This is a genomic window from Variovorax sp. GW460-12-1-14-LB1 (assembly GCF_059423605.1).
Map to the genome: position 1 here is coordinate 1 of NZ_JBWKYF010000045.1, position 24,648 is coordinate 24,648.

Here is a 24,648-nt window from a genome sequence, read left to right on the forward strand (position 1 = left end):
GCCTTCTCGTTCCCATGAACCACCTCCGGTTTCATTTCACACCTTAACAAGGTGTCTTTGAAACCGGCAGCAGCCCATTCCAAAGTTTTGCACGTCACTTGGTCAGACGGTCAGGGTGTTAGCGCACCCTGGCCGTCGCCTTTTGTGCCTCACATCGACATCGCTGCGGTGTGCATCGGTGTCCCGCCGTGAGGCGCGGCGGTCGTTCAAATGTAGGGAGAGAAGCGCGTCAGCGGAAGCCTCTCACGGTGAACAAATGAGGACTCGCGTCGACTTGTAGTGGCGCGCGCGAAGACGATCACCGTGCGAATCGCGCACCGGCCTCAACCAGCCCCCGCAGCCCACGCCTCCACCCTCTGCACCAACGCATCCCGCCGCGCCACCACCTCCGCCAGCAGGTACTGCCGCGCCTGCTCTTGCGCCACGTCGCTCGACAGAAACCACTGCTCGCGCTCGGCGCTGCCTTGCGGTGGCGGGGTGCCCCACCCTGCTTCGCCGTTGGCGCCTCTGAACGCTTCGGTCATGGGCAGGCGGCCGTCGGTCTTGCCGAAGCTCGACAGCGCATCGGGCGGGCCGTCGAGCGCGATGCGCACGTGCACGACGCTCTCGCCTTCGGTGCGGATCGATGCGCCCAGGCCGCCCTCGCGGTGCACGCGCCACAGCTCGGCCGCGGAGGCGTTGCGGACCCAGCTCTCCAGGGCGCGGACCAGGCTCTCGAGAATGATTTGTTGGTTCATGAGGAATATTTCACACGTTTCTGTCTGGTGTCGGCAAGCGGCCACGGTGCGATGGGGCCAAAAAGCCGTTGTAACTTCTTGCCTTGGCGCCTGCGCTATATTTCTTGGCATGGAAAAGGCATCCGACATAGGCAAACCCACGGTTCCGATCGATCTGATCGGGCCGGAGCATTGGGTCCGTTCACGGCGCGGCCCTCGCCGTACGACGAAGGTGCTCTTCATCTTGCTCGGCGGCCTGGCAGCAGCCACCGCAGTGGCTTACAGCTTCTTCGGCGCGGGGCGCTGAACACAAACAAGCAAGCCACTCGCGCCTTCATTCACTCACATACGCATCGCTCGCACACCGCGAGCCGCACAAGGCAAAGCCCGCTGTCCGTTGATCGAACGGAAGCGGGCTTTTCTCTTTGTGCGCGTGGCGCTACTGCAGCCGCGAGCCGCGCGGCAGGCGTTTGGCCAGCCACTCGTGCACGTCCGCACGGATGTTGCGGCCTTCGAGCAGGAAGTTCTCGAAGCGGCTCGGCACGTACGGCAGGTAGACCAGCGGCATGCCGGCTTCTTCAGGCGTGCGCGCTGCCTTGCGGTTGTTGCAGACGGCGCAGGCGCTCACGAGGTTGGTCCAGCTCCACGGGCCGCCGCGCGACTCGGGCATGACGTGTTCGCACTGCAGGTCGCGGTCGGCGAACACCTGTGCGCAGTAGGCGCAGGTGTGGCGGTCGCGGCGCAGCAGCTTGGCCTTGGTCACGCCGGGCACGACGTCGAAGAGGTTGATCTTCGACGCGCCGCGCAGCGCGATGATGGGCGCGACGTCGATGCGCGACTGCACACCGCGCGCCACGTTGAAGCCGCCGCGCAGCGTGGCCAGCGGCAGCGCGCCGTCTTCCCAGGCCACGTTGCCGGTGGCGTAGTGCAACACCGCCTGCTCCAGCGAGATCCAGGCTTGCGGCGCGCCCTGAATATCGAGTTGCAGGACGTGTGAATGCATGACGAATCGCCTCCCTTCGCGGCGATGGCTTGTGGTGAACGGATGGGGTGCACGAACGGAATCGAACCGTTGTCAGCGGGACCACAACCCGCGGCTCTGCCATTGAGCTACACGCACCATTGAAGAAACAGAAGACGAGCAGTGCTGAGCTGCTACCACTCGCCCGACGCGCGCACGCGCTGGTCGAGGTCGAGGCTGTCGAGTGGCGCCTCGCTGCCGTCCGGCAATGCCGACGCGCGATCGGCCACGTAGCGCGGCCCGAGCCCCACGCCGAAGCGCTGGGCCAGCGACCACACCATGTGCCTGCGCGGCAGCGGTGCCGGGTGCACGGCGATCATCCGGATCGGTGAGTTGCGCTTGCGCATGAGGGCCTCCTTGGTGGGTAACGAAAAAAGAAAGTAATGACTTGAAAAATGTCCGGTGACGGGTTCCGGCGCCGCCCTATCTTTGCGGCCGGTTTCCGCGGGCGGGCCACGCGTTGGCATGGCCCGGTCCCGCTCGGGTGTGGTCCGTGTGGCAGGAGTTGAACCTGCGACCCTCTGGTCCCAAACCAGATGCGCTACCAGGCTGCGCCACACACGGAAGAAAAACAAACAAAGCCTGCCGCGCTTCCATTTCGGTTGTGTCCTCACGCGACAGGCCGCGCGCTGGGCGCGGCCCCGTCGAACGTCGCTGCACAGGAGTGATCAACTCATGCACATCCCGCCAGACCGTCGACGCGGCAATTTCTGGCGGTGGGGTGAAGGCACACCCGAAATGAAAAGCGGCAAAAACAAAAAGGCCCGGAACCTTGCGGTGTCCGGGCCTCTTTGCGAGAGAGCTTGAGAGATGCGCGCCTACGCGCGACCTCCACCCGGGGGCACCTGATGAGCCTCGAACTGACCACCCACGCGCAGACGGGCTGCGGCTTTGGCGGCGTACGCGGTGTTCAGGTGCGAAGACAACGACAGGGGCGACGGCATGTCGAAACCATGGCAGAACCCGACGCGCACGAGCGGTCGGCCCGAGGCGGGTCGATGGCTGGTGAGGATCAGTGCGGTGTTCACGATGGTTCCTGGTCAAAAATTGCCGCTGTCGGCTGTAAGGGGTTGGAAAAAAGGGACGGCTGGTGCCGTGAATTGGAGGCAACTGTAAAGAGTGTTTACGGCGACGTCAACAACCGGGACAATCTTTTCTTGTCTTGTTGTTGTTTTTGAACAGTGCCCCATACCACCGTCGCGCGCCGCCGCAATGCGCTTGTGCTGCATCGCCGCTTTCTCGAGGACGCCGTCGCGGCGGGCCTGCCCGCCAAGGGGCTCGACCAGGCGTTCGCACGCAAGCTCGAAATCTCTCCGAGCATGTGGAGCCAGATCAAGAGTGCGCGGCCCATCGGCGACAAGCTCGCACGGCAGATCGAACGGCACTGCGACGTGGCCGCCGGCTGGCTCGACGAAGACAACACCGCGCCTTCAGAAGCACCGCCCGATGCGGCGGAAGAGCGCTTCGTGGCCGCCGCGCGTGAGGCGTGGCGCCAGGCCAATGCGAAGGGAAAGCGGGAACTCAGCGGCTGGCTGAAGAAGCACGCGCAGGAGAAGAAGGCGCTCGAGCCTGCGGACGGCCCTGCGCCGGCGCCCTAGCCTTGCTCAGGCCTTGCCAGCGGGCTCGGCAGCAGCCAGCGCCGGCGCATCGCGCAGGATGGCCGCGCGCATGTCGTCCGGCACGGCGATGGCGCGGTGGGTGTCGAGCGAGGTCGTCACCAGCACCTGCCGCACCTGCATGCGCACTTCGCCCGTGGTGGGCTCGAAACAGCGCAACGCGAGCGTGATCGAGCGCGAACCCAGTTGTGCCACCGAGAGGCCGAGCATCACGCGGTCGCCCATGCGGCTCACGGCGCGGAAGTCGGCGTCGAGCTTCACGGTCGGCAGGCCGACGCGGCGCTCGCCGATCAGTGCGTGGTAGCCCACGCCGAGCCCCTCGCTCACCCAGTCTTCGACCAAGCCGTTGAGCATCACGAAGTACTGCGGATAGAAGACGATGCCTGCCGGGTCGCAGTCGGAAAAGCGGATCAGGCGCGGGCGCTGGAACTCCACACCACCGCCCTCGCCGCTCATGCGCGGTCCTCGACCGCGCCGTCGCCGCGCATCACGTGCACGCGCAGCAGCCCGAGCTGGTTGTGCATCTGCTTGACGGTCTTCATGTCCAGGCCCGAGAACATCTCGAGGATCCATTGCTCGTGCTCGGTGGCCATGGCTTCGAAGGCGTTGCGGCCTTCGGGCGTGAGGCTCACGATCCAGGCGCGGCGGTCGTCGGGGCTGGGCGCGCGCGCCACCATGCCTTCGCGCTCGAGCTCGTCGGTCAGGCCGGTGACGTTGCCGCCAGTCACCATGAGGTAGCGCGAGAGCACGCGCATCTTCAGGCCGTCTTCGTAGCGGTACAGCTGCGCCATGTAGTCGAAGCGCGCCAGCGAGATGCCGAAGCGCTCGCGCAGCCGGCGCCGGATCTCGGCCTCGATCTGCGTGGTGCTCGCGAGCATGCGCAGCCACAGCTTGAGCATGGCGTGGTCTTCATGGCCGGCGCGGGCTTCGTGGCCGAGTTCTTCGGCGTCGCTCAGCACGGCGTGGGAGGCATCGTTGCGACTCATGTGACTTCTCCTCCGGAAACGGAGATCGACTGGCCCGTGACCGACGCGGCGCCCTCGCCGCACAGCCAGCGCACGGCGTCGGCCACTTCGGCCGGCTGCACGATGCGCTTTTGCGGGTTCACGCTGGAGAACTCGGCCAGTGCATCGGCTTCGCTGCGGCCGGTCTTGCCGACCACGTTGGCGACGCTGTTGCGCAGGATGTCGGTGTCGGTGTAGCCCGGGCACACGGCGTTCACGGTGATACCCTTGCGCGCCACCTCGAGTGCCAGCGCGCGCGTGAGGCCGATCACGCCGTGCTTGGCGGCGGTGTAGGCCGACACGTAGGCGTAGCCCTTCTGGCCCGCCGTGCTGGCGATGTTGACGATGCGGCCCCAGCCGGCGTCGAGCATGTCGGGCAGCGCGGCCTGTGCGCACAGGAAGCTGCCGGTGAGGTTGACCGACAGCATGCGCTGCCACAGCTCGACCGAGGTCTTCAGGAACGGCGCGCTCTCGGCGGCGCCCGCGTTGTTGACCAGCACGGTCACCGCCCCGCGCTCGGCCCGCGCCTGCGCAAAGGCCGACTGCACGGCCTGCGGGTCGGCCACGTCTGCCGCCACCACGCCGTGGCCGCTGCCGGCCAGGGTCTCGGCCACGCGCTGCAGGGCCTGCGCATCGCGGCCCAGCAAAGTCAGCACAGCGCCCTGGGCAGCGAGGGTGCGGGCGATCTCTGCGCCGATGCCGCGAGCGGCGCCGGTGACGAGGGCATGACGGCCAGTGAGCGAATTTGTGTGCATACCTGAATGGTTTAGTTCTGAATCATTTTAGCCATTTGCGCACCAGCAGGGTGCTACCGCATGAAACGGCCGCCGTTGAGGTCCAGCGTCGCCCCGGTCATGAAGGCGGCGGCCGGCGAGGCCAGGTAGACGACGGCGGCGGCCACCTCGTCGGCCAGGCCGAAGCGGCCCAGCGGGATGCCGTCCTTCAGCGCCTGCTGCCGCTCGGGTGCCAACGCAGCGAGCGCGGGGCTGTCGATGGCGGCGGGGGCCAGCGCGTTCACGGTCACGCCGTGCGGCGCCAGTTCCTGCGCAAAGGCACGCGTCAGCGCCAGCAGGCCGGCCTTGCTGGCCGCGTAGTGCACGCCGGTGGCGCTGCTGACCTGCTGCCCGGCCAGCGAGGCCAGGTTGACGATGCGGCCCGCGCCGCGTTCGCGCATGTGCCTTCCGGCGATGCGGCAGCCGAAGAAGCTGCCGCGCAGGTTGATGGCAAGCACGTCGTCCCACTCGGCGGGCGTGATGTCCCACAGCGAGGTGGTCGGCGTGCGCGCCGCGTTGTTGACCAGGATGTCGACGGCGCCGAAGTGCGCCACGGCCTGCGCGAAGCGGTCGCTGAAGGCCTGCTCATCGCGCACATCGAGCGGCAGTGCGAGGCCGTTCACCTCGGCGGCAACGGCCTGGGCATTGGCTTGATCGATATCGGCCACCGCCACGCGCGCACCGGCCTGCGCCAGCCCGCGCGCGATGGCCGCGCCCAGCCCCTGCCCCGCGCCGGTGACGAAGGCCACGCGCCCTGCCAGCGGAAGCGCGGTGGCGTGTGTCATCCGGCTTTGGCGGGCCGACCGTCCCAGGTCTGCGGCCCCACGCCGCGCTCGCGCAGCTTGAACTTCTGCACCTTGCCGTTCTCGGTGCGCGGCAGGTCGGGCAAGAGGTCGATGTAGCGCGGCACCGCGAAGTACGGCAGCCGACCTTCGCAGAAACGCGCCAGCTCGGCCGGGTCGATGACGACGCCATCGCGCGCCACCAGCGCGGCCATCACCTCGTCTTCGGCCAGCTCGGAGCGCACGGGGTACACCGCGCACGAGGCCACGCCGGGGTGGCTCAGCAGCACCTGCTCGACCTCGAAGGACGAGATGTTCTCGCCGCGCCGGCGGATCGCGTCCTTGATGCGGTCGACAAAGCGGAACGCGCCGTCGGCATCGCGCACCACGCGATCGCCGGTGTGGAACCACAGGTTGCGCCAGGCCTCGACGGTCTTCTCGGGCATGTGGAAGTAACCGCTGGCAAAGGCATAGGGCTCGTCCGCACGCAGCAGCAGTTCGCCGGCCTCGCCGGGCGGCAGCGGCACGTCGTCTTCGTCGGCCACGCAGGCCTGGAAGCCGGGGCGCAGCCAGCCCATGACGCCGCCGCGCGGCGAATCGGGCGCGGTGGCGATGGCGAAGTTGGTCTCGGTCGAGCCGTAGCCTTCGAGCAGCGCCACACCCGTGCGCGCCTTGAAGGCCCGCCCCGCGGCCGCGGGCACGCCGGGCCCGAGGCCGGTGCGCACGCGGTGGTTGCGCTCGCCCTCGCCTTCGGGCTGGGCCAGCAGGATGGGCACCATCGCGCCGAGCAGGTAGACCACCGTCGCGCCGTTGGCGCGCATCGCGGGCCAGAAGCCCGAGGCGGAGAAGCGCGACTCGAACACCACCTCGGCCCCGGTGAGCGCGGCCTGCGCGAAGGTGTTGAGCGCGTTGATGTGAAACAGCGGCAGCGTGGTGCACAGCACGTCGTCGCGGCCGACACCGAGCACCTCGGCGCTGTTCACGCCCCACCAGAAGTACTGCGCCTGCGGGCAGATGACGCCCTTGGCCGGGCCCGTGGTGCCCGAGGTGTAGAGGATGGCGAGCGGGTCGCCCGGCTGCACCGGCGCGGGCGGCAGGGCCTGCGCGCCCGGCGGGTAGGCCGACACGCGCACGCCGGCGGGCGGCGTCCATGGCGTTTCGGCCTCACCCACCACCCACACCTCGCGCAGCGCCGTGCGGGCCAGGTCGGCCGTCGCCAACCGATCGAGAAAGCCTGCCTCGATCACCAGCAGCTTCGCCTCGCTGTTCGCGAGGAAGTACTCGATCTGCGGCCCCATCGACGCGGTGTTGACCGGCACGACCGAGGCGCCGAGCCAGCCCGCGCCGAGGAAGGTGTCGAGGAACTCGATGCGGTTGCCGCACATGACGGCGATGCGGTCGCCGCACGCCACGCCGTGCTGTGCGAGCGCGCCGGCGCGCGTGGCCGCCGCATCGGCCGCATCGGCGTGCGTCCACTGCCGGCCCGCGATGCGCAGCAGCGGGCGGTTGCCGAACAGCGTCGCCTGCCGCTGCAGCATGGCGGGCAGCGTGCGCTGCGCCGGCGGCACCGCGCGCGGGTCACTCGTCATCGTGCGTGCCTCCGCCGAGATAGGTGGCCTGCACGCGCGGGTCGCTCGCGAGGTCACCGGAAGCACCCGACAGCGCGATCTCGCCGGTCTCCAGCACATAGCCTTCGTCCGAGCTTTCGAGCGCGGCGCGTGCGTTCTGCTCCACCAGCAGGATCGACACGCCGTCGTCGCGCAGCTTGCGCACGATGGTGAGGATGTCGCGCACGATCAGCGGCGCCAGGCCCAGGCTGGGCTCGTCGAGCATCAGCAGGCGCGGCGCCGACATGAGCGCTCGGCCCACGGCCAGCATCTGCCGCTCGCCGCCCGAGAGCGTGTCGGCGCGTTGCGCGCGGCGCTCGGCCAGCCGCGGGAAGCGGTCGTACACCGACTGCAGCTGCCGCTTCATTGCGTCGCCGCGCAGCCGCTTGGCGTAGGCGCCGAGCTGCAGGTTGTCGAGCACGGTGAGCTCGCCGAACAGCTCGCGCCGCTCGGGCACGAGGCACAGGCCGCGCTCCACGCGCGACTCCACATCGAGCCCCTGCAGGTCTTCGCCTTCGAAGCGCAGCCTGCCCTTGCACGGCAGCAGGCCCATGGCCGCGGCCAGCAGCGTGGTCTTGCCCGCGCCGTTGGGGCCGATCACCGAGATGATCTGGCCCCGCTGCACGTCGAGCGACACGCCGCGCACGGCCTCGACCTGCCCGTACGACACGTGCAGATCACCGATCTCCAGCATCGCGGTCATACGACGCTCCCGAGGTATGCGGCCTGCACACGCTCGTCCGCGCGCACCGCCGATGGCACGCCCTCCACGAGCTTGGAGCCGAAGTTCATCACCACCAAACGGTCCACCAGTTTCATCACGAAGTCCATGTCGTGTTCGACGATCAGGATGGTCACGCCCTCCTCGCGCAGCTTGCGCAGCAGGTCACCGAGTGCCATCTTTTCCTTGCGGCGCAGGCCGGCCGCGGGCTCATCGAGCACCAGGAGCACGGGGTCGGCGGCCAGCGCGCGCGCAATCTCCAGGATGCGCTGCGTGCCCAGCGGCAGGCTGCCCGCGAGCTCGTGCGCGCGGTCGCCCAGGCCGATGCGGTCGAGCTGGCGCTGCGCCTCCTGCAGGATCTGGCTTTCTTCCGTGCGGTCCAGCCGCAGGCCCGCCTTCAGGATGCCCGAGCGCGTGCGCGAGTGCGCGCCCAGCGCCACGTTGTCCAGCAGGCTCATGTGCGGGCGCAGCTTCACGTGCTGGAAGGTGCGCGCCAGTCCGAGCCGCGCCACCGCGCGCTGCGGCATGCCGGCGATGTCGTGCTCGAGAAAGCGCACCTGGCCCGCGCTCATCGGCAGCGTGCAGGTCAGCAGGTTGAACATGGTCGACTTGCCCGCGCCGTTGGGCCCGATGAGGCCGATGATCTCGCCCGCCTTGACGTCGAAGCTCACGTCGTTCACCGCCACCAGCCCGCCGAAGCGCTTCACGGCGCCGTTGACCGACAGCACCTGCGTGCCGCGCGCCGGCAGCTGCCGGTGCGGCAGCGGCTCGACCGGCGCACCGGTGTAGCGCGAGGCGCCCTGCGGCGCGGCGCGCCGGCGCGTCCAGCGCCGCAGCAGGCCCATCACGCCGCCGCGCGCAAAGTGCAGCAGCAGGATGAACAGCGCCGCGAAGGCCACGGCCTCCAGCTGGCCCGCGCGCTGCGTGAGCATCGGCAGCACGTCCTGCAGGCCGTTCTTCAGCACCAGCACCAGCGCCGCGCCCACCAGCGCGCCCGCCAGCTGCCCGAGCCCGCCGGCCACGGCCATCAGCAGGTACTCGATGCTGGCGCGCACGTCGAAGGGCGACGGGCTCACGAAGCGGTTCATGTGCGCATAGAGCCAGCCCGCCAGCCCCGCGAACAGCGCGGCCGTGACGAACAGCGACAGCCGCACGCGGTACGCATCCGCCCCCACGCTGGCCAGCAGCGTGGCGCCGCCGCGCAGCCCGCGAATCGCGCGGCCGGGGCGCGACTGCAGCAGGTTGTGGCTGAACAGGCAGGCCAGCCCGACCACGACCCAGATCAGGTAGTACATCGCGCGCGGATCGGCCAGCGACCAGCCGCCGATCTGCAACGCCGGAATGTTCGACAGGCCCGTGTGGCGACCGAGCGCATCGACGTTGCCGAACAGCATCGCGATCGACAGCCCCCAGGCGATGGTGCTCAGCGGCAAAAAGTGCCCGCCCAGGCGCAGCGTGAGCATGCCGATGGCCAGCGCCGACAGGCCCGTGAGCAGCAGCGCGAACAGGAGCCCCAGCCACGGCGACAGGCCCTGCGCGGTCGTGAGCCACGCCGTGGCGTAGGCCGCGATGCCCACGAAGGCCGCCTGCCCGAACGAGGTGGCGCCGCCCACGCCGGTGAGCAGCACGAGGCCCAGCGCCACCAGTGCGCCGATGCCGATGTCGTTGAGCAGCGAGACCGTGAAGCTGCCCGCCACGGCCGGCACCAGGGCCAGCACGACGATCACGCCCGCGATCCACGCCATGCGTTTCGTGTTGCCGTTCATTGGTCCACCTCGTCTTCTTCCTCTTCCGAATGGGCCGCCATGAAGGAGCGCAGCATGAGCACCGGGATCAGCAGGCTGAACACGATCACGTCTTTCAGCGCGCCGCTCCAGAACGACGCGAAGCTCTCAACCACGCCGACCGCCAGCGCGCCGATGGCCGTCATCGGGTAGCTCACGAGCCCGCCGATGATCGCGGCCACGAAGGCCTTCAGGCCGATGATGAAACCCGAGTCGTAGTACATGGTGGTCACCGGCGCGATCAGCACGCCGATGAGCCCCGCCAGCAGCGAGGCGCAGCCGTAGGCCAGCAGCGCCGTGCGCACCGGCCGGATGCCGACCAGCCGCGCGCCCACGCGGTTCACGGCCGTGGCGCGCAGCGCCTTGCCGGCCACGGTGCGCTCGAACACCAGGAAGAACAGCCCGCTCAGCACCACGGCCGCCCCCACCATCAGCACCACCTGGCCGCTGACCGTGAAGCCGTCGCCCAGCGTGAACACCGCGCTCGTGAGCGGCGTGGTGCGCGAGCCCTCGGGCCCGAAGAACAGCAGGCCCAGGCCCGAGAGCAGAAAGTGCAGCGCCAGCGACACGATCAGCAGCACCAGCACCGAGGCATCGGCGATCGGCTGGAACACCACGCGTGCCAGCAACGGCGCGATGGGCACCACCAGCAGCACGGCCACCGCGATGTGCACGGCCACCGGCACGCCGGGCCGCGCCGCCAGCCAGGCGAGCACGCACGGAATGGCGGGCAGCACGCCCCACATGAGCACCGCCTTCGGAATGCGCGCGGTCTCGCCGCGCCGCAGCAGGCTGCCGACTTCGGTGGCCAGCGCCAGCGCGGCCAGCACCGCGACCATGCCGATGGTCGGCGGCACGCGGCCGGTTTCGAAAGCCGCCAGCGACAGCGCGGCAAAGGCCGCGATGTCGCCGAACGGCACGAACACCACCCGCGTGACCGAGAAGATCAGCACCAGCCCGAGCCCGGCCAGCAGATAGACGGCACCGTTGGCCAGGCCGTCGGTGACGAGGATCAATGCCACGTCCCAGTTCATAGAAAAACCTCAGTCGGAGTCATCGTTGTCGTTGTCGTGAAGGGAAACAGGAGATTCAAGGGGCGAGCTTCCATTGGCCGTTGTCGAGCTTGACGATCACGCGCGCGCGCTCGTCCACGCCGTACAGGCTGCCGGGCTTGAAGGTGTAGACGCCGTGCGTGCCGACCACTTCCTTCGTGCTGAAGATGGCGTCGCGCAGCGCCACGCGGAACTCGGGCGTGCCCGGCTCGGCCTTCTTCATGGCACGCGAAGCGGCGTCGGCGAACACCAGCCAGCCGTCGAACGAGTAGGCCGAGAAGGCGTCGCTGGTGGGTGCGTTGTTGACCTTCTGGAACACGGCGCGGAAGTCGGTCGCGATCTTCTTGGTCGGGTAGTCGGCCGGCAGCTGCTCGGCGACGATCACCGGGCCCGTGGGCATGAGCGCGTTCTGGCCGGCCGCGCCGACCACGCGCACGAAGTCGGGGTTGATCAGGCCGTGCTGGCCGTACACGCCGCCCTTGAAGCCGCGCTCCTGCAGCGCCAGGAACGGCAGCGCGCCCGGCGTGCCGGCGCCGCCGGTCATCACCGCGTCGGGACGCAGCGCCACGATCTTCAGCACCTGGCCGGTCACCGAGGCGTCGGCGCGCGCGTAGCGCTCGTTGCTCACCACCTTGATGCCGGCGCCCGGTGCGGCCTTCATGAGGGCCTCGTAGACCAGGTCGCCCCAGGCGTCGGAAAAGCCGATGTAGCCCACGGTCTTGACGTTGTTGCGCTTCATGCGCTCGACCACCGCGTCGATCATGAGCTGCGTGGGCTGCGCCACCGTCATGACCCACGGGTTCTCGTTGGGGTCGAGCAGGATGGGCGTGAGGCCGATCATCGGCGTCTTCGCCTCCTTGCCCACCTGTGCCATCGCGATGGCCGACGGCACGCCCGAGGTGCCCATGAGCACGTCGACTTTTTCGTCCTCGATGAGCTTGCGCGCGTTGCGCCCGGCCGTGGTCGGGTCGGAGCCGTCGTCGAGCACCACGAGCTGGATCTTGCGGCCGTTGACCTCGCCCTTGTAGGCCAGCGCGGCCTGCATGCCCTTGGCGTACGGCACGCCCAGCGAGGAGTTGGGCCCCGACAGCGACACGCTGAGTCCGACCTTGAGGTCGGCCGCCAGTGCGCTCGCCACACCACAGGCGGTCAGCGCCGCGGCGAGGGCACCGCGCGTCAAGGTCTGCATCAGGTTCTTCATGTCGTAGCTCCAGTGAGGAAGGATGGAAGGAACGGAAACTCAGATGAACAACTGGATCGCGGGCAAGGCGCGCGTGGGGTTGAGCAGGTCGATGCGCTTCTCGCGGATGGACCAGCCCGTGGGTGTGCGGACGAGGTGGTGGCGGGCGGTACCGCTCAGCAGCAGCTGGTCGTCGCCGCGCGCCTCGATGTAGAGAAATGGCGTGCGCAGGCGCACGTCGTCGGCGCCCTCTTCCTCGATGCGCGAGGGCTGCAGCACATGCTGGCTGTGGCTGGCCGGGTGCTGCGAATGCGCGCGCGGGTTCTTCAGCCGCTCCACGCGCAGTTGCAGCAGCAGCCGGTCTTCGTAGGCCAGCGAGTTGTGCGAGAACGGATCGGCCTGTGCCGCGCCGAGCAGCGGCACCCAGTAGTGGCCGTCGTCGGCGAACAGGGACAGCCAGTCGTCGAAGCGGCGCGCGTCGAGCAGGGCCGCCTCGTGGGCGATGAAGTCGCGCGGGTCGTTCATGCCGCCACCTCCGGCGTCATGGCCCGGGCCCAGGCGCGGAACTGGTTGCGCATGAGCAGCTCGTTGGTGCCGTTGGTGGTCACCGTGGCCTGCTGCGTCTCGGCCGGGTCGTGGTTGCGGTGCAGGCTGATCCACTCGTTACCGCCGGCACGCAGGCCCTTCTGGATGCTCTCGAACAGGTGCACGTCGTCGTGCGCCACCACCGACATGGGCGAGAACACGAGCCGGTTGTAGCTCATGGCGCGCTCGAACAGCAGCGCGGGCGCACCGGCCGCGCGGAAGCTCCAGGCCTCGATGAGCGTGCGGTCGGCCGCCAGCGGACGGATCACGCGGATGGCCTGCGGCGAGCCCTTGACCGACAGGCTGGGGTACAGCACCGAGTTCTGCGGCGAGCGCTGCAGGATGTCGGCGGCACGCTCTACGCCGTGCGCGGCCTGCATCGCGGCCTCGTACTCGGGCAGCTGCGCGTAGTTGGAGTGGATGCTGAAGTTCACGCCCAGCACGCTGTGGCCGTTGGCGAACACGCGCCCGCCCATCTGGTCGAAGAACTCGTAGCCCGAGCCGAAGGGCAATATCTGCTCCATCGCCATCGGCTTGGGGTCGGTGGGCGCATGCCCTTCCCACAGCGCCTCGGCCGCCTTGGTGGCCGACTCGTGCGTCGACATCGGGTGCACCGTGTCGTTGATGTTCTCCAGGTACATCTTCCAGTTGCAATGGACGATGTTGCGCAGCACGCCGCCACCCACGGTGAGCTTGCCCTCGGGCGAGCGGTCGACCATGTTGTCGAGCGCGCCCAGCACCTCGCCGAAGTAGTCCTCGAACGACGGGCCGGTGTCGGACAGGCGCACGAACACGAAGTCGCGGTACACCTTCACGTGCTTCACCACCGACAGCCCCTGCCCCGACTCGCAGGCCTTGAGCTGCGTGCCCTCGTAGCCGTTCTTCAGCGGCAGGCCCAGCGGCGCGCCGTCCAGCTTGTAGGTCCACGCGTGGTACGGGCAGCGAAAGAAGCGGCCGGTGTTGCCGCTCTCGTCGGTCACCAGCTGCGTGCCCTTGTGGGCGCAGCGGTTGTACATGACATGCACCGCGCCGTCGGGCTGGCGCACCATGAGCAGCGGGCGGCCCGCGATCTCCTGCGTGACGAAGTCGCCCGCCGCCGGCACCTGGCTGGCATGGCCCAGGAAGACCCAGGTGCGGGCGAACAGGCGCTCCTGCTCCAGCGCGAACAGTTCGTCGCTGAGGTACAGGTCGCGGTGCACCCGGTCGTCGCGGACCAGCGCCGCGACGAGATCGGGGCGGTTGCGGTAGGCGGTCATGGCGGTGGGCTTTGGCTAGACCGGGGTCAGGGAACGAGCTTCCACTGGCCCTTGTTCATCTGCACGATCACGACGCCGCGCTGGTCCGAGCCGTAGCAGTCGTCGGGCTTGAAGGTGTAGATGCCGTGCGTGCCCACCAGCTCCTTCGTGCCCACGATGGCATCGCGCAGCGCCGTGCGGTACTGCGGCGTGCCGGGCTCGCCCTTGGTGCGCGAGGCCGCGTCGGCCAGCAGCAGGTAGGCGTCGTAGGTGTACGACGAGAAGGCATCGGTGGGCACCGCGCCGTTCGCCTTCTGGTACGCAGCGCGAAAGCCCATCGCGACCTTCTTGATGGGGTTGCTGTCGGGCAGCTGGTCGGCCACCAGCACCGGGCCGCTGGGCACCTGCAGGCCGTCGATGGCCGTGCCGCCCACGCGCACGAAGTCGGCGTTGATGAGGCCGTGCGTGCCGTAGATCTTGCCCTTGTAGCCGCGTTCGGCCAGTGCAAGGTAAGGCAGCGCGCCCGGCGTGCCCGAGTTGCCGGCGAACACCGCGTCGGGCCGCGCCGCGACGATCTTCAGGATCTGCCCGGCCACCGACGAATCGCTGCGCGCATAGCGCTCGTTGGCCACCACCTTGATGCCGGCGGTGGCGGCGCTCTTCACGAGCGAGTCGTAGGCCAGGTCGCCCAGCGCGTCCGAGAAGCCGATGAAGGCGACCGTCTTCACGCCCGACTTCTGCATGCGCTCGACCACGCCCGCCACCATGAGCGGGAACGGCTGCGACACGGTGACGGTCCATGCGCCGTCCGCGCCCGGGATGGTCACGGGCGTGGGCGAGATCAGCGGCGTGTTGAGCTCGCGCGCCACCGAGGCGATGGCCATCGCGCCCGGCACGCCCGAGGTGCCGATGAGCACGTCGACCTTGTCTTCCGTCACCAGCTTGCGCGCGTTGCGCCCGGCGGTGGTCGGGTCGGACGCGTCGTCGAGCACGATGAGCTGCACCTTGCGCCCGCCGATCTCGGGCCGCTCGGCGATGGCCGCGCGGATGCCCTTCTCGTAGGGCACGCCCAGCGCCGCGACCGGCCCCGAGAGCGAGCTGATGAAGCCGATCTTGAGGTCTGCCGCCGCCGCACCGACGGCGGTGAAGGCGGCCAGCAGCGCGAGGCCAAGGCGGGAGATTTTCTTCATGGGAGCTTCCTCTTCGGGGGTTGGAATGGGGACGAGGGACGGGTCAGTAGCGCAAGCTGCGGCGCGATTCGAGGTCAGCGTCGACCTGCGCGGGCGTGAGCCGCTCCGGCTTGCATTCGAAGCGCTCGAACAGCGCCAGCTGGTCGGCGTAGTGGCGGTCGCGCACGCCGGCCGGGCTCACGAAGCCGCTCTGCCCCGGCGCCGCGACCGAGCACATGTCGAGCGCGCCCGGGCGCAGCACGACGCGGTAGTTGAGCGTGCCGCGGTTCATGTAGGGGCTGACCTCGGGCTCGTCGCCCGCGCCGGCCCACGGCACGCCGATGGCGTTGATGCGCGAGAAGCGATGCCGCACCACGGGCGTGGTCCACGCGGCCATGTCGGGCCCGAGGCGCGTGCGCAGCTCGCCCACCGCATCGGTCAGCGCGGCGCGCACCATCGTGCGCGGGTCCTGCCCGTTGAAGAAGTCGTGGCGCTGCGGCACGCCCGAGGCCGGGCCGCTCAGCGCGTTCCAGAGCAGCTTGGCCACGGCCGCGGGCTGGGCGCTGCCCGGCGAGCCGCGCGGCGTGAGCGTGGGGTAGCCGAGGTTGGCGTAGGTGGCGAACACGGCCGGCGGCAGGTCGTCGGCCAGCAGGCGCCGCGACATCGCGCCCAGCCAGGCGCGCAGCACGGTGGTGGCGCGGTTGTCGTACACCTCGCCACCCGGGGCGACGCGGTTCTTCAGGTCCCAGTTGGCGAGCAGGTCGGCCGCGCGGCGCGCGGGGTCGCCGACCGGCAGGCCCTTGGCCGCGTCGACGATGAGGGGCACGAAGTAGCGCGCGTTCAGGTCGGCCAATGCCGCGCCCTGGCTCACGCGCCAGACCTCGTCGGCGCCCAGCTTGGCCGTGCCCTGCAGCTGCGCATGGATTTCGGCCACGCGGTCGACATGTGAGAAGTTGGCGCCGTCCGCGCGCAGGCCTTCGGCGATCTGGTTGTTCCAGCTCGCGAGGTAGCCCTGCGCGGGGTTGTAGGCGCGCGGGTTGGCGCTGAACGGCAGGCTGCCCTGCCACTCCATGCTGCCGTCGCCGCGCGCGGGAAAGCGGATGTCCTGCGTGGCCGGGCGGCGCGGCATGCGGCCCAGGCCCACGGCGCCGATGTTGCCCGCCACGTCGGCGTAGAACCAGGTGATGGACGCGGCCACGCGCTCGCCCTGTGCAAGAAAGCCCGACCAGTCGCGCGCCCGTGCGGCACGCGCCCAGCCGAGCATGGTCTCGACCTCGCGGCCCTGCCAGGTGCTGTGCGCGGTGTAGGCGCGGGCGTTGTCCACGTCCCAGCTCTGCACGAAGCCGTGCACCGTGGCGTAGATGTCCACGCTCTGCGGCGCGGCGCCCTTCACGCGGATGACGTCGGTGCGCCGGGTCATCGGGCGGTAAGCGCCGTCGTACTTGTATTCGTGGCGGTTGGCCGGGTTCAGTTCTTCCTGGTAGATGTCGTTGGTGTCGAGCGAGCCCACCGTCGATCCCCAGGCGATGGTGCCGTTGGTGCCGAACAGCACGGGCAGCAGGCCGATGGGCGTGAGGCCCGTGAGGTCGTAGCCCGCGCCGTGCAGGCCGATGCCGTGCACGAACGACGGGTTGTTGAAGCCCTGCTGCGGACCGTTGTACAGGACGGCCACGCCTTCCTTGGTGCGCGAGGGGCCGAGCACCCACGCGTTGCTCGCGGTGGGCATGCCTTCGGTGGCGGCCAGGCCCATGCGGGCGACCTGCGTGGCGCGGAAGTCGGCGGCGGCCTGCGCGGAGACCGGCGCGAGCGCGGCGTCGCCGGGCTCGGCGCTCGCCAGCCGGTTCGCGTTGCCGCGCGGCACGATGGTCGGCGCGGTGGGGTCTTCGAGCCAGCGCAGCTGCTCGTACAGCTGCAGGCCGGCCACGTCGCCGCGCGCGGCCTTGAGCTGGTTGAGCAGCGAGAGGTTCGCGACCTCGGCCGTGCCCGCGAAGAAGCGGTTGAGGATCAGGCCGATCCAGACCATGGCCACGTCGTCGGCGGTCCAGGGCGCCGGCTCGAAGCCGTTGTCGATGAACTCGCGCGGCATCAACTTCGCGCGGTCGGCCAGCACGTCGCGGATGCGCGCGTTGACGCCCGCGGCGTAGCCTTCGAACATGGCGCGGTCGTCCGCGTTCAGCGCATCGATCTGGCGGCGGATCGACACCGGATCGATGTTGGAGCGCGTGGCCTTGTCGGTCGCGACGAACTCGGCCCCCAGCACCTCGGCCACGCTGCCGTTGCCCGAGCGCCGCGCCATCTCCAGCTGGTAGAGCCGGTCTTCGGCGACGGCATAGCCGAAGCCGTGGAACAGGCCACGCGTGTCGCTGGCGTAGACGTGCGGCACGCCGTAGCGGTCGCGCTTGATGGTGACTTCACCGCTGCCGCCGGGTGCGGTCGCGGCGCAGCCGGCCAGCAGCGCGGCGGCGAACAGCACGGTGCCGGCCGCGCGCCGGCGACGCAGGGAGCGAAGAAGCGGGTGCATGGGGTGGGCGGCGTTCATCGGATCGACGCGAGGGCGTTCAGGGCACCAGCTTCCACTGGCCCTTCTCGAGCTTCACGACGACGCGCGAACGGTCGTCCGAGCCGTAGCGCTCGGTCGGCTTGAAGTTGTAGACCGAGTGCGTGCCCACCAGCTCCTTCGTGCTCACGATGGCATCGCGCAGCGCCAGGCGGAACTGCGGCGTGCCCGGCTCGGCCTTGGTGGTCAGCGCGCGCTGGGCGGCGTCCAGGTACACCAGCCAGGCGTCGAAGGTGTAGGCCGAGAAGGCGTCGGTCGGCGGCGCGCCGTTGGCCTTTTGATACGCCGCACGGAAGTCCATCGACACCTTGCGGATCGGGTTGTCGTTGGGCAGCTGCTCGGCCACGATCACCGGGCCCGTGGGGGCCAGCAGGCCTTCGACCGAGGCACCGCCCACGCGCACGAAGTCGGGGTTGATGAGCGCGTGCATGCCGTAGATCTGGCCCTTGTAACCGCGCTCCGAAAGTGCGAGGTACGGCAGCGCGCCGGGCGTGCCCGAGGTGCCGGTGATCACCGCGTCGGGGCGCAGCGCCACGATCTTCAGCACCTGCCCGGTCACCGAAGCGTCGCCGCGCGCATAGCGCTCGTTCGACACGATCTTGATGCCGGCCGGCTCGGCGCTCTTTTGCAGCGCGCCGTACACCAGGTCGCCCCAGGCGTCGGAGAAGCCGATGTAGCCCACCGTCTTCACGCCCGACTTCTTCATGCGCTCGACCACCGCGCTCACCATGAGCGGCGCGGGCTGCGGCAGCGTGACCATCCACGCGCCCTCCTCGCCCGGCAGGTTGGCGTTGGCGATGGAGATCAGCGGCGTCTTGGTTTCGCGCGCCACGCCGGCAATGGCCAGCGCACCGGGCGAGCCGGCCGTGCCGATGATGACGTCGACCTTGTCCTCGTCGATCATCTTGCGTGCGTTGCGCGCGGCCGTGGTCGGGTCGGACGCGTCGTCGAGCTGCACCAGCTGGATTTTGCGGCCGCCCAGGTCGGCCTTGTAGGCGAGCGCGGCCTTCATGCCCTTTTCGTACGGAATGCCCAGCGACGACACCGGCCCCGACAGCGAGGTGATGAAGCCGACCTTGAGATCGGCGGCCCACGCGCTGGCGGCGCTCAGCGCGCCGAGGCCCGCGGCGACGGCCGCGAGGGTGCGAATTCGGTTCAGGACTTTCATGGCGATGCTCCAGAGGTGATGTTTTTGAACGGAACGGAACGAAACGGACGCTGAAATGAAACTAGAGGGCGAGGCTGCCGACGCTGGTGCCGCCGCACACGTACAGCACCTGGCCGGTGACGAAGCTGTTCTCTGGCGCGGCGAAGAAACGCACGGCGCGTGCCACGTCGGCCGATTCGCCCAGGCGCTTGACGGGCACCGAGGCCGCGAGCGCGCGCTCCCTCTCGCTGCCGGCCTCGACCACGTCGTAGAACATGTCGGTGCGGATCGGGCCCGGCGCCACCACGTTCACCGTGATGCCGTCGGCCGCGAGCTCCAGCGCCCAGGTGCGCGCCATGCCCAGCATGCCGGCCTTGGTGGCCGAGTAGCTGGTGCGCGTGGCCAGGCCCAGCGCGGCGCGCGACGACAGCAGCACCACGCGGCCGAAGCGCTGCGCACGCATCGCGGGCAGCGCGCCCTGCACGAGCTGGATGGCGCAGCCCAGGTGCAGGTCGACCAGCGCATCGAGGTCGTCGAGCTTCACGTCGGGCAGCAGCGCGGCGCGGATGACGCCGGCGTTGTGGACGATCGTGGTCGGTGCGAAGCGCTCGACCAGTTCGCGCACGGCCTGGCCGGTGGCGGCGCGGTCGGCCAGGTCGACCTCGAGGCTGTGCATCTTCGGGTGGTCGATCTCGGCCTTGCGGCGCGCGAGCGAGATCACCTCGTAGCCTTGCGCGAGCAGGTCTTCGCAGATGGCCTTGCCGATGCCGGCGCTGCCGCCGGTGACGGCCGCGACCCTGGGGGCGGCGGCGCTCATGCCGTGGCTCCCACCAGGGCAAGCACGCGCAGCGGGCTGCCGCTGCCCTTCTCGATCTTCAGCGGCGGGCAGATCAGCACCGCGCCCGATGCCGGCAGCAGGTCGAGGTTGCTCAGGCACTGCAGGCCGTAGCGGCCCGCGCCGTGCATGTAGTAGTGGCAGGGGTACGGCGGACGCAGGTGGTAGCCCTGCCCCGCGTCGGTGCCGATGGCTTCGGAGCCGAAGCCCAGCACGTCGCGTTGCTCGACCAGGAAACGCACGGCCTCGGTGCTCGGGCCGGGCGTGTGCTGGCCGGTCTCGTCGAAGTTCTGGTACGCCTCGGGGTCGGTGCGCTTGGACCAGTCGGTGCGCATGAGCACCCACGCGCCCTTCGGGATGCGGCCGTGCGCGGCTTCGTAGGCCTCGATGTCCTCGAGCGTCAGCAGGTAGTCGGGATCGTCCTTCACCTGCGGCGAGCAGTCGATCACGCAGGCCGGTGCCACGAAGTGCTGCACGGGGATGGTGTCGACCGAGTTGTTCGGCAGGTCGCGGCCCGAGATCCAGTGGATCGGCGCATCGAAGTGCGTGCCGGTGTGCTCGCCGCAGGAGAAGTTGTTCCAGTACCAGCCCGGGCCGCGCTCGTCGTATTTCGACACTTCCTCGATGCGGAAGGGCCAGCACTGGCCCATCTCGGGCGGCAGCGCGATCTGCGGGAACTCGGGCGTGAGCGTCTGCGTGAGGTCGATCACGCGGATGCGGCCGCTGGCCATGGCGGTCACGAGGCTGCCGAGGACTTCGGCGGCGGACATCAGTTCGTTGGTGGTCGTGGTCATCGTGTGATTCCTCTGCTCAGCCGCCAGCGGCCAGTTCGCGCTCCAGCACCTTGGGGTTGTCGCGCCAGCGCTCCAGCCACTCCTGCGCCACGTCGCCCGGGTACACGTCTTCCACGCCGTCGCGCAGCGCCTTCACGATGGCGTTGGCCAACGTGGTGGGTGCCAGCTTGGGCGGCGGCGTGTGCTGGTTCCATTCGTCGTCGATGGGACCGGGGAACACGTTGATCACGCGGATGCCGGCCGGCCGCATCTCGGCGCGCAGGCACTGCGCCAGCGAATGCGCCGCGGCCTTCGAGGCGCTGAAGGTGCCGTGCGGTGGGAAGTTGCTCAGCGCATAGATCGACAGCAGGTTGACCCACGCCGTCGCGCCCGTCGCGCCGTCGGCCGAGCGGCCCTTGAGCGCGGGGCCGAACTCCTGCGCCAGGCGCAGCAGGCCGAAGTAGTTGATGTCCATCTCGGCCTTGGCCACGTCGGTGCCACGGCGCGCACTGATGCCGAAGGTGCGGTGCACCTCGGCGTTGTTGATCACGATGTCGACCTTGCCGCCGATGGAGCCGGCCAGCTCGGTCACCTGGCGGCCGTTGGTGAGGTCCAGCGGCACCAGCGTGACCTGCGGCAGGGCCGAGATGTCGTCGAGCCCGTCGCCCATCTTCTTCCACGGTTCGGCATGGCCGACCCAGACGATGTCGGCGCCGGCCTTCACCAGCGCACGCACGAGGGCCTGGCCCGTCTCGGTCTTGCCGTCGGTCACCAGCACCTTGCGGAACTTCGGGTCGCTGGTCATTTCGCGCAGCATCTTGTCGTCGGCCATGTGGGGACTCCCTTCAGTCGGAAAAGCAATGAGGACGGCCTGGCCGGCACGGTCGAGCCGGGCGCCGACACGCACGCGCGTGGGCGCATCGCCGACCTCGCCGTGCAGGTGGACCATGAGCGTGGGGCCGGCATCCAGGTGCACCAGGCCCAGCCGCCAGGGCAGCCGCTCGCGAAAGAACAGGTCGTTGCTGTGGTGCAGCGTGGTGCTGCCGAGCAGCGCGCCCTCGCCGCTCTGCTGGCGCCAGCGCAACGCGGCCGACAGGCACTTGTGGCAGACCTCGCGCGGCGGGTACTGCACGGTGCCGCAGTCTTCGCAGGTCTGCAGCTCGAAGCGGCCTTCGGCGGCAGCGGCCGTGAGGCCGAGCGCGACACGGCCGCGCGCGCCGGGTGGCAGGTTCATCTGCCGGGTGCGCAGCACCGGGTTCTTGCGCGGGGGGCGCATCATGGGCATGGTCATGCGGGTCTCCCCAGGATGACCGCGCCTGTGCACAGGCAGCGGTCGTAGGTCACCATGCCGAAGCCGGCGACAAGGCCCAGCTGGGCGTTGGGCACGGCGCGCGCGCCGGCCTGGTCGGTCAATTGGCGGATCGCCTCGACCATGCCGAGGAAGCCGCCCGCCGCACCGGCCTGCCCGGCCGAGAGCTGGCCGCCGCTGGTGTTGTTCGGAAAGCTGCCGTCGAAGGTCATGGTGTTCGCCTGCACGAAGGCCGAGCCCTCGCCCTTCTCGCAGAAGCCCAGGTCCTCGAACTGCATCATCACGATGACGGGGTAGTCGTCGTAGGTCTGCACGAAGTCGAGCGCGGCGGGCTGCACGCCGGCCTGTGCGTAGAGGTCGTCGCGGTCCTTGCGCCAGCCGCCCTGCACCATCACCGGGTCTTCGGCGTAGGCGTTGTGGCGCTCGATGGCGCCGCGGATCACGACGTGCGCCAGGCCCAGGTCGCGCGCGCGCTCCTCGCTCATCACGAGGAAGGCGTCGGCGCCGGCGCAGGGCATCACGCAATCGAACAGGTGGATCGGGTCGGAGATGGGCCGCGCGGCCATGTACTCGTCGAGCGTGAGGCCCTTCTTGAACATGGCGTTGGGGTTGCCCAGCGCGTTGGTGCGCTGGTCCACGCAGATGCGGCCGAAGTCTTCGCGCGTGGCGCCGTAGGTGCGCATGTAGTTGGCGGTGATGAACGCGAAGATCGAGTTCGGCCCGCCCGAGCCGTAGGGATAGCTCGCGTCGCGCGCGAAGTTGCTGAAGCTGCCCAGCGTCTGGCGAAAGGAGTCGACGTGGTTGGTGTCGGCGCCCACGCAGGCGACGATGTCGGCATCGCCCGCCTGCACGGCGCGCGCCGCGCGGCGCAGGCACATCACGCCCGAGGCGCCGCCGGTGGGCATGTGGTCGAGCCAGCGCGGCGACAGGCCCAGGTGCTGCGTGACGCCCACGGCCGTGTCGGGCGCGAGCGAAAAGCTGCTCAGGCACAGGCCGTCGATCTGTTCCTTGGCCACGCCGCTGGCCTGCACCAACGCGTCGATGGCCTGGCCGACGAACCAGTGCGCGGTGCGCGTGGAGTAGCGCACGTAGGGCACGGTGACGGGCACCGCGACCGCGACGCCTTCGTAGGAAAGCCGGTTGCGTTTCGTCATGCCTGCCTCTTTTTCATGGAGCGCGTGTCGATGCAATGGCCCTGGCCCGGCAGCGACTGCGCCATCTCGCGCAGCTGGCCGCGCTGGATCTTCTGCGAGGGCGTGAGCGGCAGCGCGTCGACGAAGGCCACGTAGCCCGGCGCCTTGTAGTACGCCAGCTGCGCGAGCGCGTGCTGGACGATGCTGGCCGCGACTGCTTCCCGCTGCGCCACGTCGCTGTCTTCGCGCAGCACGATGCAAGCGAGCACCTCGTCGCCGCGCACCACATCGGGCGTGGCGGCCACGGCCGAGGTCTTCACGGCCGGGTGCTGGTTGAGCACGCTCTCGACCTCGACGGCCGAGATGTTCTCGCCGCTGCGGCGGATCACGTTCTTCTTGCGGTCGACGAAGAAGAAGTTGCCGTCGGCATCGCGGCGCACGAGGTCGCCGGTGTGGAACCAGCCGTCGGCCCAGGCTTCGCGCGTGGCCTCTTCGTCCTTCAGGTAGCCGGAGAAGAAATAGCGGCGCGGGTCGGCACCGGCCGAGCGCACCAGCAGTTCGCCGGGCATGTCGGTGCCGACGTCGCTGCCGTCCTCGCCCATGAGGCGGATCTCGACGAAGTCTTCCTGCCGCCCGAAGCAGCTGGTGCCCACGAGGCGCGGCTCGCGGTTGGCCATGATGCAGGCGGCCGCGCCGGTCTCGGTCATGGCCCAGGCCTCGACCAGCGGGAAGCCGAAGCGTTCCTCGAAGGGCGCGTGGTTCTTGCGGTCGACCCCGGCGCCGAAGCCCCAGCGGATCGCGTGGTCGCGGTCGGCCGCCGATGCGGGGGCCGACAGCAGCATCGCGGGCATCACGCCCAGGTAGTGGACGATGGTCGCGCCGCTTTCCTTCGCGCTGGCCAGCCAGCTCTTCGGGTGGAAGCGGTCGAGCTGCACGAGGCAGCCGCCGGCAATGAGCACGACCATGGTCGAGAACGCCATCGCGTTCATGTGGTTGAGTGGCAGCGGCGTGATCACCCGTTCGGCATCGGGGCGGATGCTGCACACGCCGTCGAGCGCGGCATACCACTCGCCGGCGCGCAGGAAGTACGCGTTGCTCAGGATGCAGCCCTTGGGCCGGCCCGTGGTGCCCGAGGTGTAGAGCAGGCCGCATTCGGTGTCGGTGCCCACGGACTCGCCGGCGCGCGGCGCGGCGGTCTTCGCGGGCGGCACGGCGTCGTCGGGGCCCATGGTCTCGAAGGCTACGCCGGCTTGCGCGGCGGCAGCCTGCAGGTCGGCGACGCGCTCGGGCAGCGTGACGGCCAGGCCGATCTCGCTGTGGCCGATGAGGTAGACCAGCTCGGCCGAGCGCATCTCGGCGTTGATCGGCACCACGCTGGCGCCCAGCGCGTTCAGCGCGAGCCAGTGGAAGATGAAGGCGGGCCGGTTCTCCAGCAACAGGCCGACGCGGTGGCCGTGGCCGTAGCCGGCTTGCGCGTAGGCGGTGCGCAGCCGCTCGATCTGCGCGGCGGCTTCGCCCCAGCGGATGGCGCCGGCGGCGATGCCGTAGGCGGCGGCGGTCACCGATTCGGTGAAGAGGAATTCGGCCTGCGGGGTGCGCGCGGCCGTGGCGGCGAACACCTGGTGGACGGTGGCGTGGGTCATCGCGTC

At 69.7% G+C, this 24,648-nt stretch carries 25 protein-coding genes and 2 tRNA genes; 3 read left to right on the forward strand and 24 right to left on the reverse strand.

The annotated features are described in order from the left end of the window. Positions 1-323: 323 nt before the first annotated feature. Positions 324-737, reverse strand: a complete 414-nt coding sequence (locus tag AC07Y4_RS21230; RefSeq protein WP_495274994.1) for a hypothetical protein — start codon at positions 735-737, stop codon at positions 324-326. A 109-nt stretch (positions 738-846) separates the two neighbouring features. Between AC07Y4_RS21230 and AC07Y4_RS21235 the strand changes: the two genes are divergently transcribed. Continuing rightward, positions 847-1,023 carry a hypothetical protein gene (locus AC07Y4_RS21235; protein WP_157627325.1) on the forward strand — a complete coding sequence of 59 codons (177 nt, stop codon included), beginning with the start codon at positions 847-849 and terminating at the stop codon, positions 1,021-1,023. 132 nt (positions 1,024-1,155) lie between these two features. On the opposite strand, the gene AC07Y4_RS21240 is transcribed toward AC07Y4_RS21235, so the two are convergent. From AC07Y4_RS21240 to AC07Y4_RS21255, 4 genes are all read right to left on the reverse strand, one after another. Further along, a complete protein-coding gene (locus AC07Y4_RS21240) occupies positions 1,156-1,719 on the reverse strand; it encodes an HNH endonuclease (RefSeq protein ID WP_495274995.1) in 564 nt (187 codons plus the stop codon). A 43-nt stretch (positions 1,720-1,762) separates the two neighbouring features. Then, a tRNA-His gene (locus AC07Y4_RS21245) sits at positions 1,763-1,836 on the reverse strand. A 35-nt stretch (positions 1,837-1,871) separates the two neighbouring features. Then, a complete protein-coding gene (locus AC07Y4_RS21250) occupies positions 1,872-2,084 on the reverse strand; it encodes a short-chain dehydrogenase (RefSeq protein WP_495274996.1) in 213 nt (70 codons plus the stop codon). Between the two features lie 140 nt (positions 2,085-2,224). After that, positions 2,225-2,301 (reverse strand) — tRNA-Pro (locus tag AC07Y4_RS21255). A 284-nt stretch (positions 2,302-2,585) separates the two neighbouring features. On the opposite strand from AC07Y4_RS21255, the gene AC07Y4_RS21260 reads away from it, so the two are divergent. Together AC07Y4_RS21260 and AC07Y4_RS21265 are read left to right on the forward strand one after the other, a co-directional pair. Continuing rightward, positions 2,586-2,915 carry a hypothetical protein gene (locus AC07Y4_RS21260; protein ID WP_159273275.1) on the forward strand — a complete coding sequence of 110 codons (330 nt, stop codon included), beginning with the start codon at positions 2,586-2,588 and terminating at the stop codon, positions 2,913-2,915. Positions 2,916-2,918: 3 nt separating this feature from the next. Next, a complete protein-coding gene (locus AC07Y4_RS21265) occupies positions 2,919-3,335 on the forward strand; it encodes a hypothetical protein (protein ID WP_139702007.1) in 417 nt (138 codons plus the stop codon). 6 nt (positions 3,336-3,341) lie between these two features. Here AC07Y4_RS21265 and AC07Y4_RS21270 read toward each other — a convergent pair whose 3' ends face one another. From AC07Y4_RS21270 to AC07Y4_RS21360, 19 genes are all read right to left on the reverse strand, one after another. Next, complete coding sequence (locus AC07Y4_RS21270) at positions 3,342-3,809, reverse strand: acyl-CoA thioesterase (RefSeq protein WP_495274997.1); 468 nt, start codon at positions 3,807-3,809, stop codon at positions 3,342-3,344. Continuing rightward, a complete protein-coding gene (locus AC07Y4_RS21275; protein WP_062473285.1) occupies positions 3,806-4,339 on the reverse strand; it encodes a MarR family winged helix-turn-helix transcriptional regulator in 534 nt (177 codons plus the stop codon). The genes AC07Y4_RS21270 and AC07Y4_RS21275 overlap by 4 nt, the downstream gene beginning before the upstream one ends. Continuing rightward, the gene (locus AC07Y4_RS21280; protein WP_070062353.1) at positions 4,336-5,112 is read right to left on the reverse strand and encodes an SDR family NAD(P)-dependent oxidoreductase; all 777 of its coding nucleotides are present in this window, start codon (positions 5,110-5,112) and stop codon (positions 4,336-4,338) included. Before AC07Y4_RS21280 ends, AC07Y4_RS21275 begins: the two co-directional genes overlap by 4 nt. 53 nt (positions 5,113-5,165) lie before the next feature. Continuing rightward, a complete protein-coding gene (locus AC07Y4_RS21285) occupies positions 5,166-5,915 on the reverse strand; it encodes an SDR family NAD(P)-dependent oxidoreductase (protein ID WP_495274998.1) in 750 nt (249 codons plus the stop codon). Then, positions 5,912-7,501: an ATP-dependent acyl-CoA ligase gene (locus AC07Y4_RS21290; protein WP_495274999.1), complete on the reverse strand. Its 1,590-nt coding sequence runs from the start codon at positions 7,499-7,501 to the stop codon at positions 5,912-5,914. The genes AC07Y4_RS21285 and AC07Y4_RS21290 overlap by 4 nt, the downstream gene beginning before the upstream one ends. Beyond that, a complete protein-coding gene (locus AC07Y4_RS21295; RefSeq protein ID WP_495275000.1) occupies positions 7,491-8,222 on the reverse strand; it encodes an ABC transporter ATP-binding protein in 732 nt (243 codons plus the stop codon). Before AC07Y4_RS21295 ends, AC07Y4_RS21290 begins: the two co-directional genes overlap by 11 nt. Next, the gene (locus AC07Y4_RS21300; protein WP_095746373.1) at positions 8,219-10,006 is read right to left on the reverse strand and encodes a branched-chain amino acid ABC transporter ATP-binding protein/permease; all 1,788 of its coding nucleotides are present in this window, start codon (positions 10,004-10,006) and stop codon (positions 8,219-8,221) included. Before AC07Y4_RS21300 ends, AC07Y4_RS21295 begins: the two co-directional genes overlap by 4 nt. Beyond that, positions 10,003-11,058, reverse strand: coding sequence for a branched-chain amino acid ABC transporter permease (locus AC07Y4_RS21305; protein ID WP_101489349.1), 1,056 nt, complete (start codon positions 11,056-11,058; stop codon positions 10,003-10,005). The genes AC07Y4_RS21300 and AC07Y4_RS21305 overlap by 4 nt, the downstream gene beginning before the upstream one ends. A 55-nt stretch (positions 11,059-11,113) precedes the next feature. Beyond that, positions 11,114-12,277: an ABC transporter substrate-binding protein gene (locus AC07Y4_RS21310; RefSeq protein WP_070062348.1), complete on the reverse strand. Its 1,164-nt coding sequence runs from the start codon at positions 12,275-12,277 to the stop codon at positions 11,114-11,116. A gap of 39 nt (positions 12,278-12,316) precedes the next feature. Beyond that, on the reverse strand, positions 12,317-12,781 hold the full coding sequence (locus AC07Y4_RS21315) for an aromatic-ring-hydroxylating dioxygenase subunit beta (RefSeq protein ID WP_495275001.1): 465 nt from the start codon (positions 12,779-12,781) through the stop codon (positions 12,317-12,319). After that, complete coding sequence (locus tag AC07Y4_RS21320; protein ID WP_495275002.1) at positions 12,778-14,097, reverse strand: aromatic ring-hydroxylating dioxygenase subunit alpha; 1,320 nt, start codon at positions 14,095-14,097, stop codon at positions 12,778-12,780. Before AC07Y4_RS21320 ends, AC07Y4_RS21315 begins: the two co-directional genes overlap by 4 nt. Before the next feature lie 26 nt (positions 14,098-14,123). Continuing rightward, entirely contained in the window at positions 14,124-15,266 is a 1,143-nt protein-coding gene (locus AC07Y4_RS21325) for an ABC transporter substrate-binding protein (protein ID WP_495275003.1), read from the reverse strand. A 43-nt stretch (positions 15,267-15,309) separates the two neighbouring features. Then, complete coding sequence (locus AC07Y4_RS21330; RefSeq protein WP_495275004.1) at positions 15,310-17,766, reverse strand: penicillin acylase family protein; 2,457 nt, start codon at positions 17,764-17,766, stop codon at positions 15,310-15,312. A gap of 37 nt (positions 17,767-17,803) precedes the next feature. Further along, a complete protein-coding gene (locus tag AC07Y4_RS21335; protein WP_495275005.1) occupies positions 17,804-18,970 on the reverse strand; it encodes an ABC transporter substrate-binding protein in 1,167 nt (388 codons plus the stop codon). 61 nt (positions 18,971-19,031) lie between these two features. After that, complete coding sequence (locus AC07Y4_RS21340) at positions 19,032-19,766, reverse strand: SDR family oxidoreductase (RefSeq protein WP_495275006.1); 735 nt, start codon at positions 19,764-19,766, stop codon at positions 19,032-19,034. Beyond that, positions 19,763-20,578, reverse strand: coding sequence for a cyclase family protein (locus AC07Y4_RS21345; RefSeq protein WP_062475012.1), 816 nt, complete (start codon positions 20,576-20,578; stop codon positions 19,763-19,765). Before AC07Y4_RS21345 ends, AC07Y4_RS21340 begins: the two co-directional genes overlap by 4 nt. Positions 20,579-20,594: 16 nt before the next feature. Then, the gene (locus AC07Y4_RS21350) at positions 20,595-21,848 is read right to left on the reverse strand and encodes an SDR family NAD(P)-dependent oxidoreductase (RefSeq protein ID WP_495275007.1); all 1,254 of its coding nucleotides are present in this window, start codon (positions 21,846-21,848) and stop codon (positions 20,595-20,597) included. Next, positions 21,845-23,020, reverse strand: a complete 1,176-nt coding sequence (locus AC07Y4_RS21355; RefSeq protein ID WP_487848927.1) for a thiolase family protein — start codon at positions 23,018-23,020, stop codon at positions 21,845-21,847. Before AC07Y4_RS21355 ends, AC07Y4_RS21350 begins: the two co-directional genes overlap by 4 nt. Beyond that, positions 23,017-24,642 carry an AMP-binding protein gene (locus AC07Y4_RS21360; RefSeq protein ID WP_495275008.1) on the reverse strand — a complete coding sequence of 542 codons (1,626 nt, stop codon included), beginning with the start codon at positions 24,640-24,642 and terminating at the stop codon, positions 23,017-23,019. Before AC07Y4_RS21360 ends, AC07Y4_RS21355 begins: the two co-directional genes overlap by 4 nt. Positions 24,643-24,648: the final 6 nt, after the last annotated feature.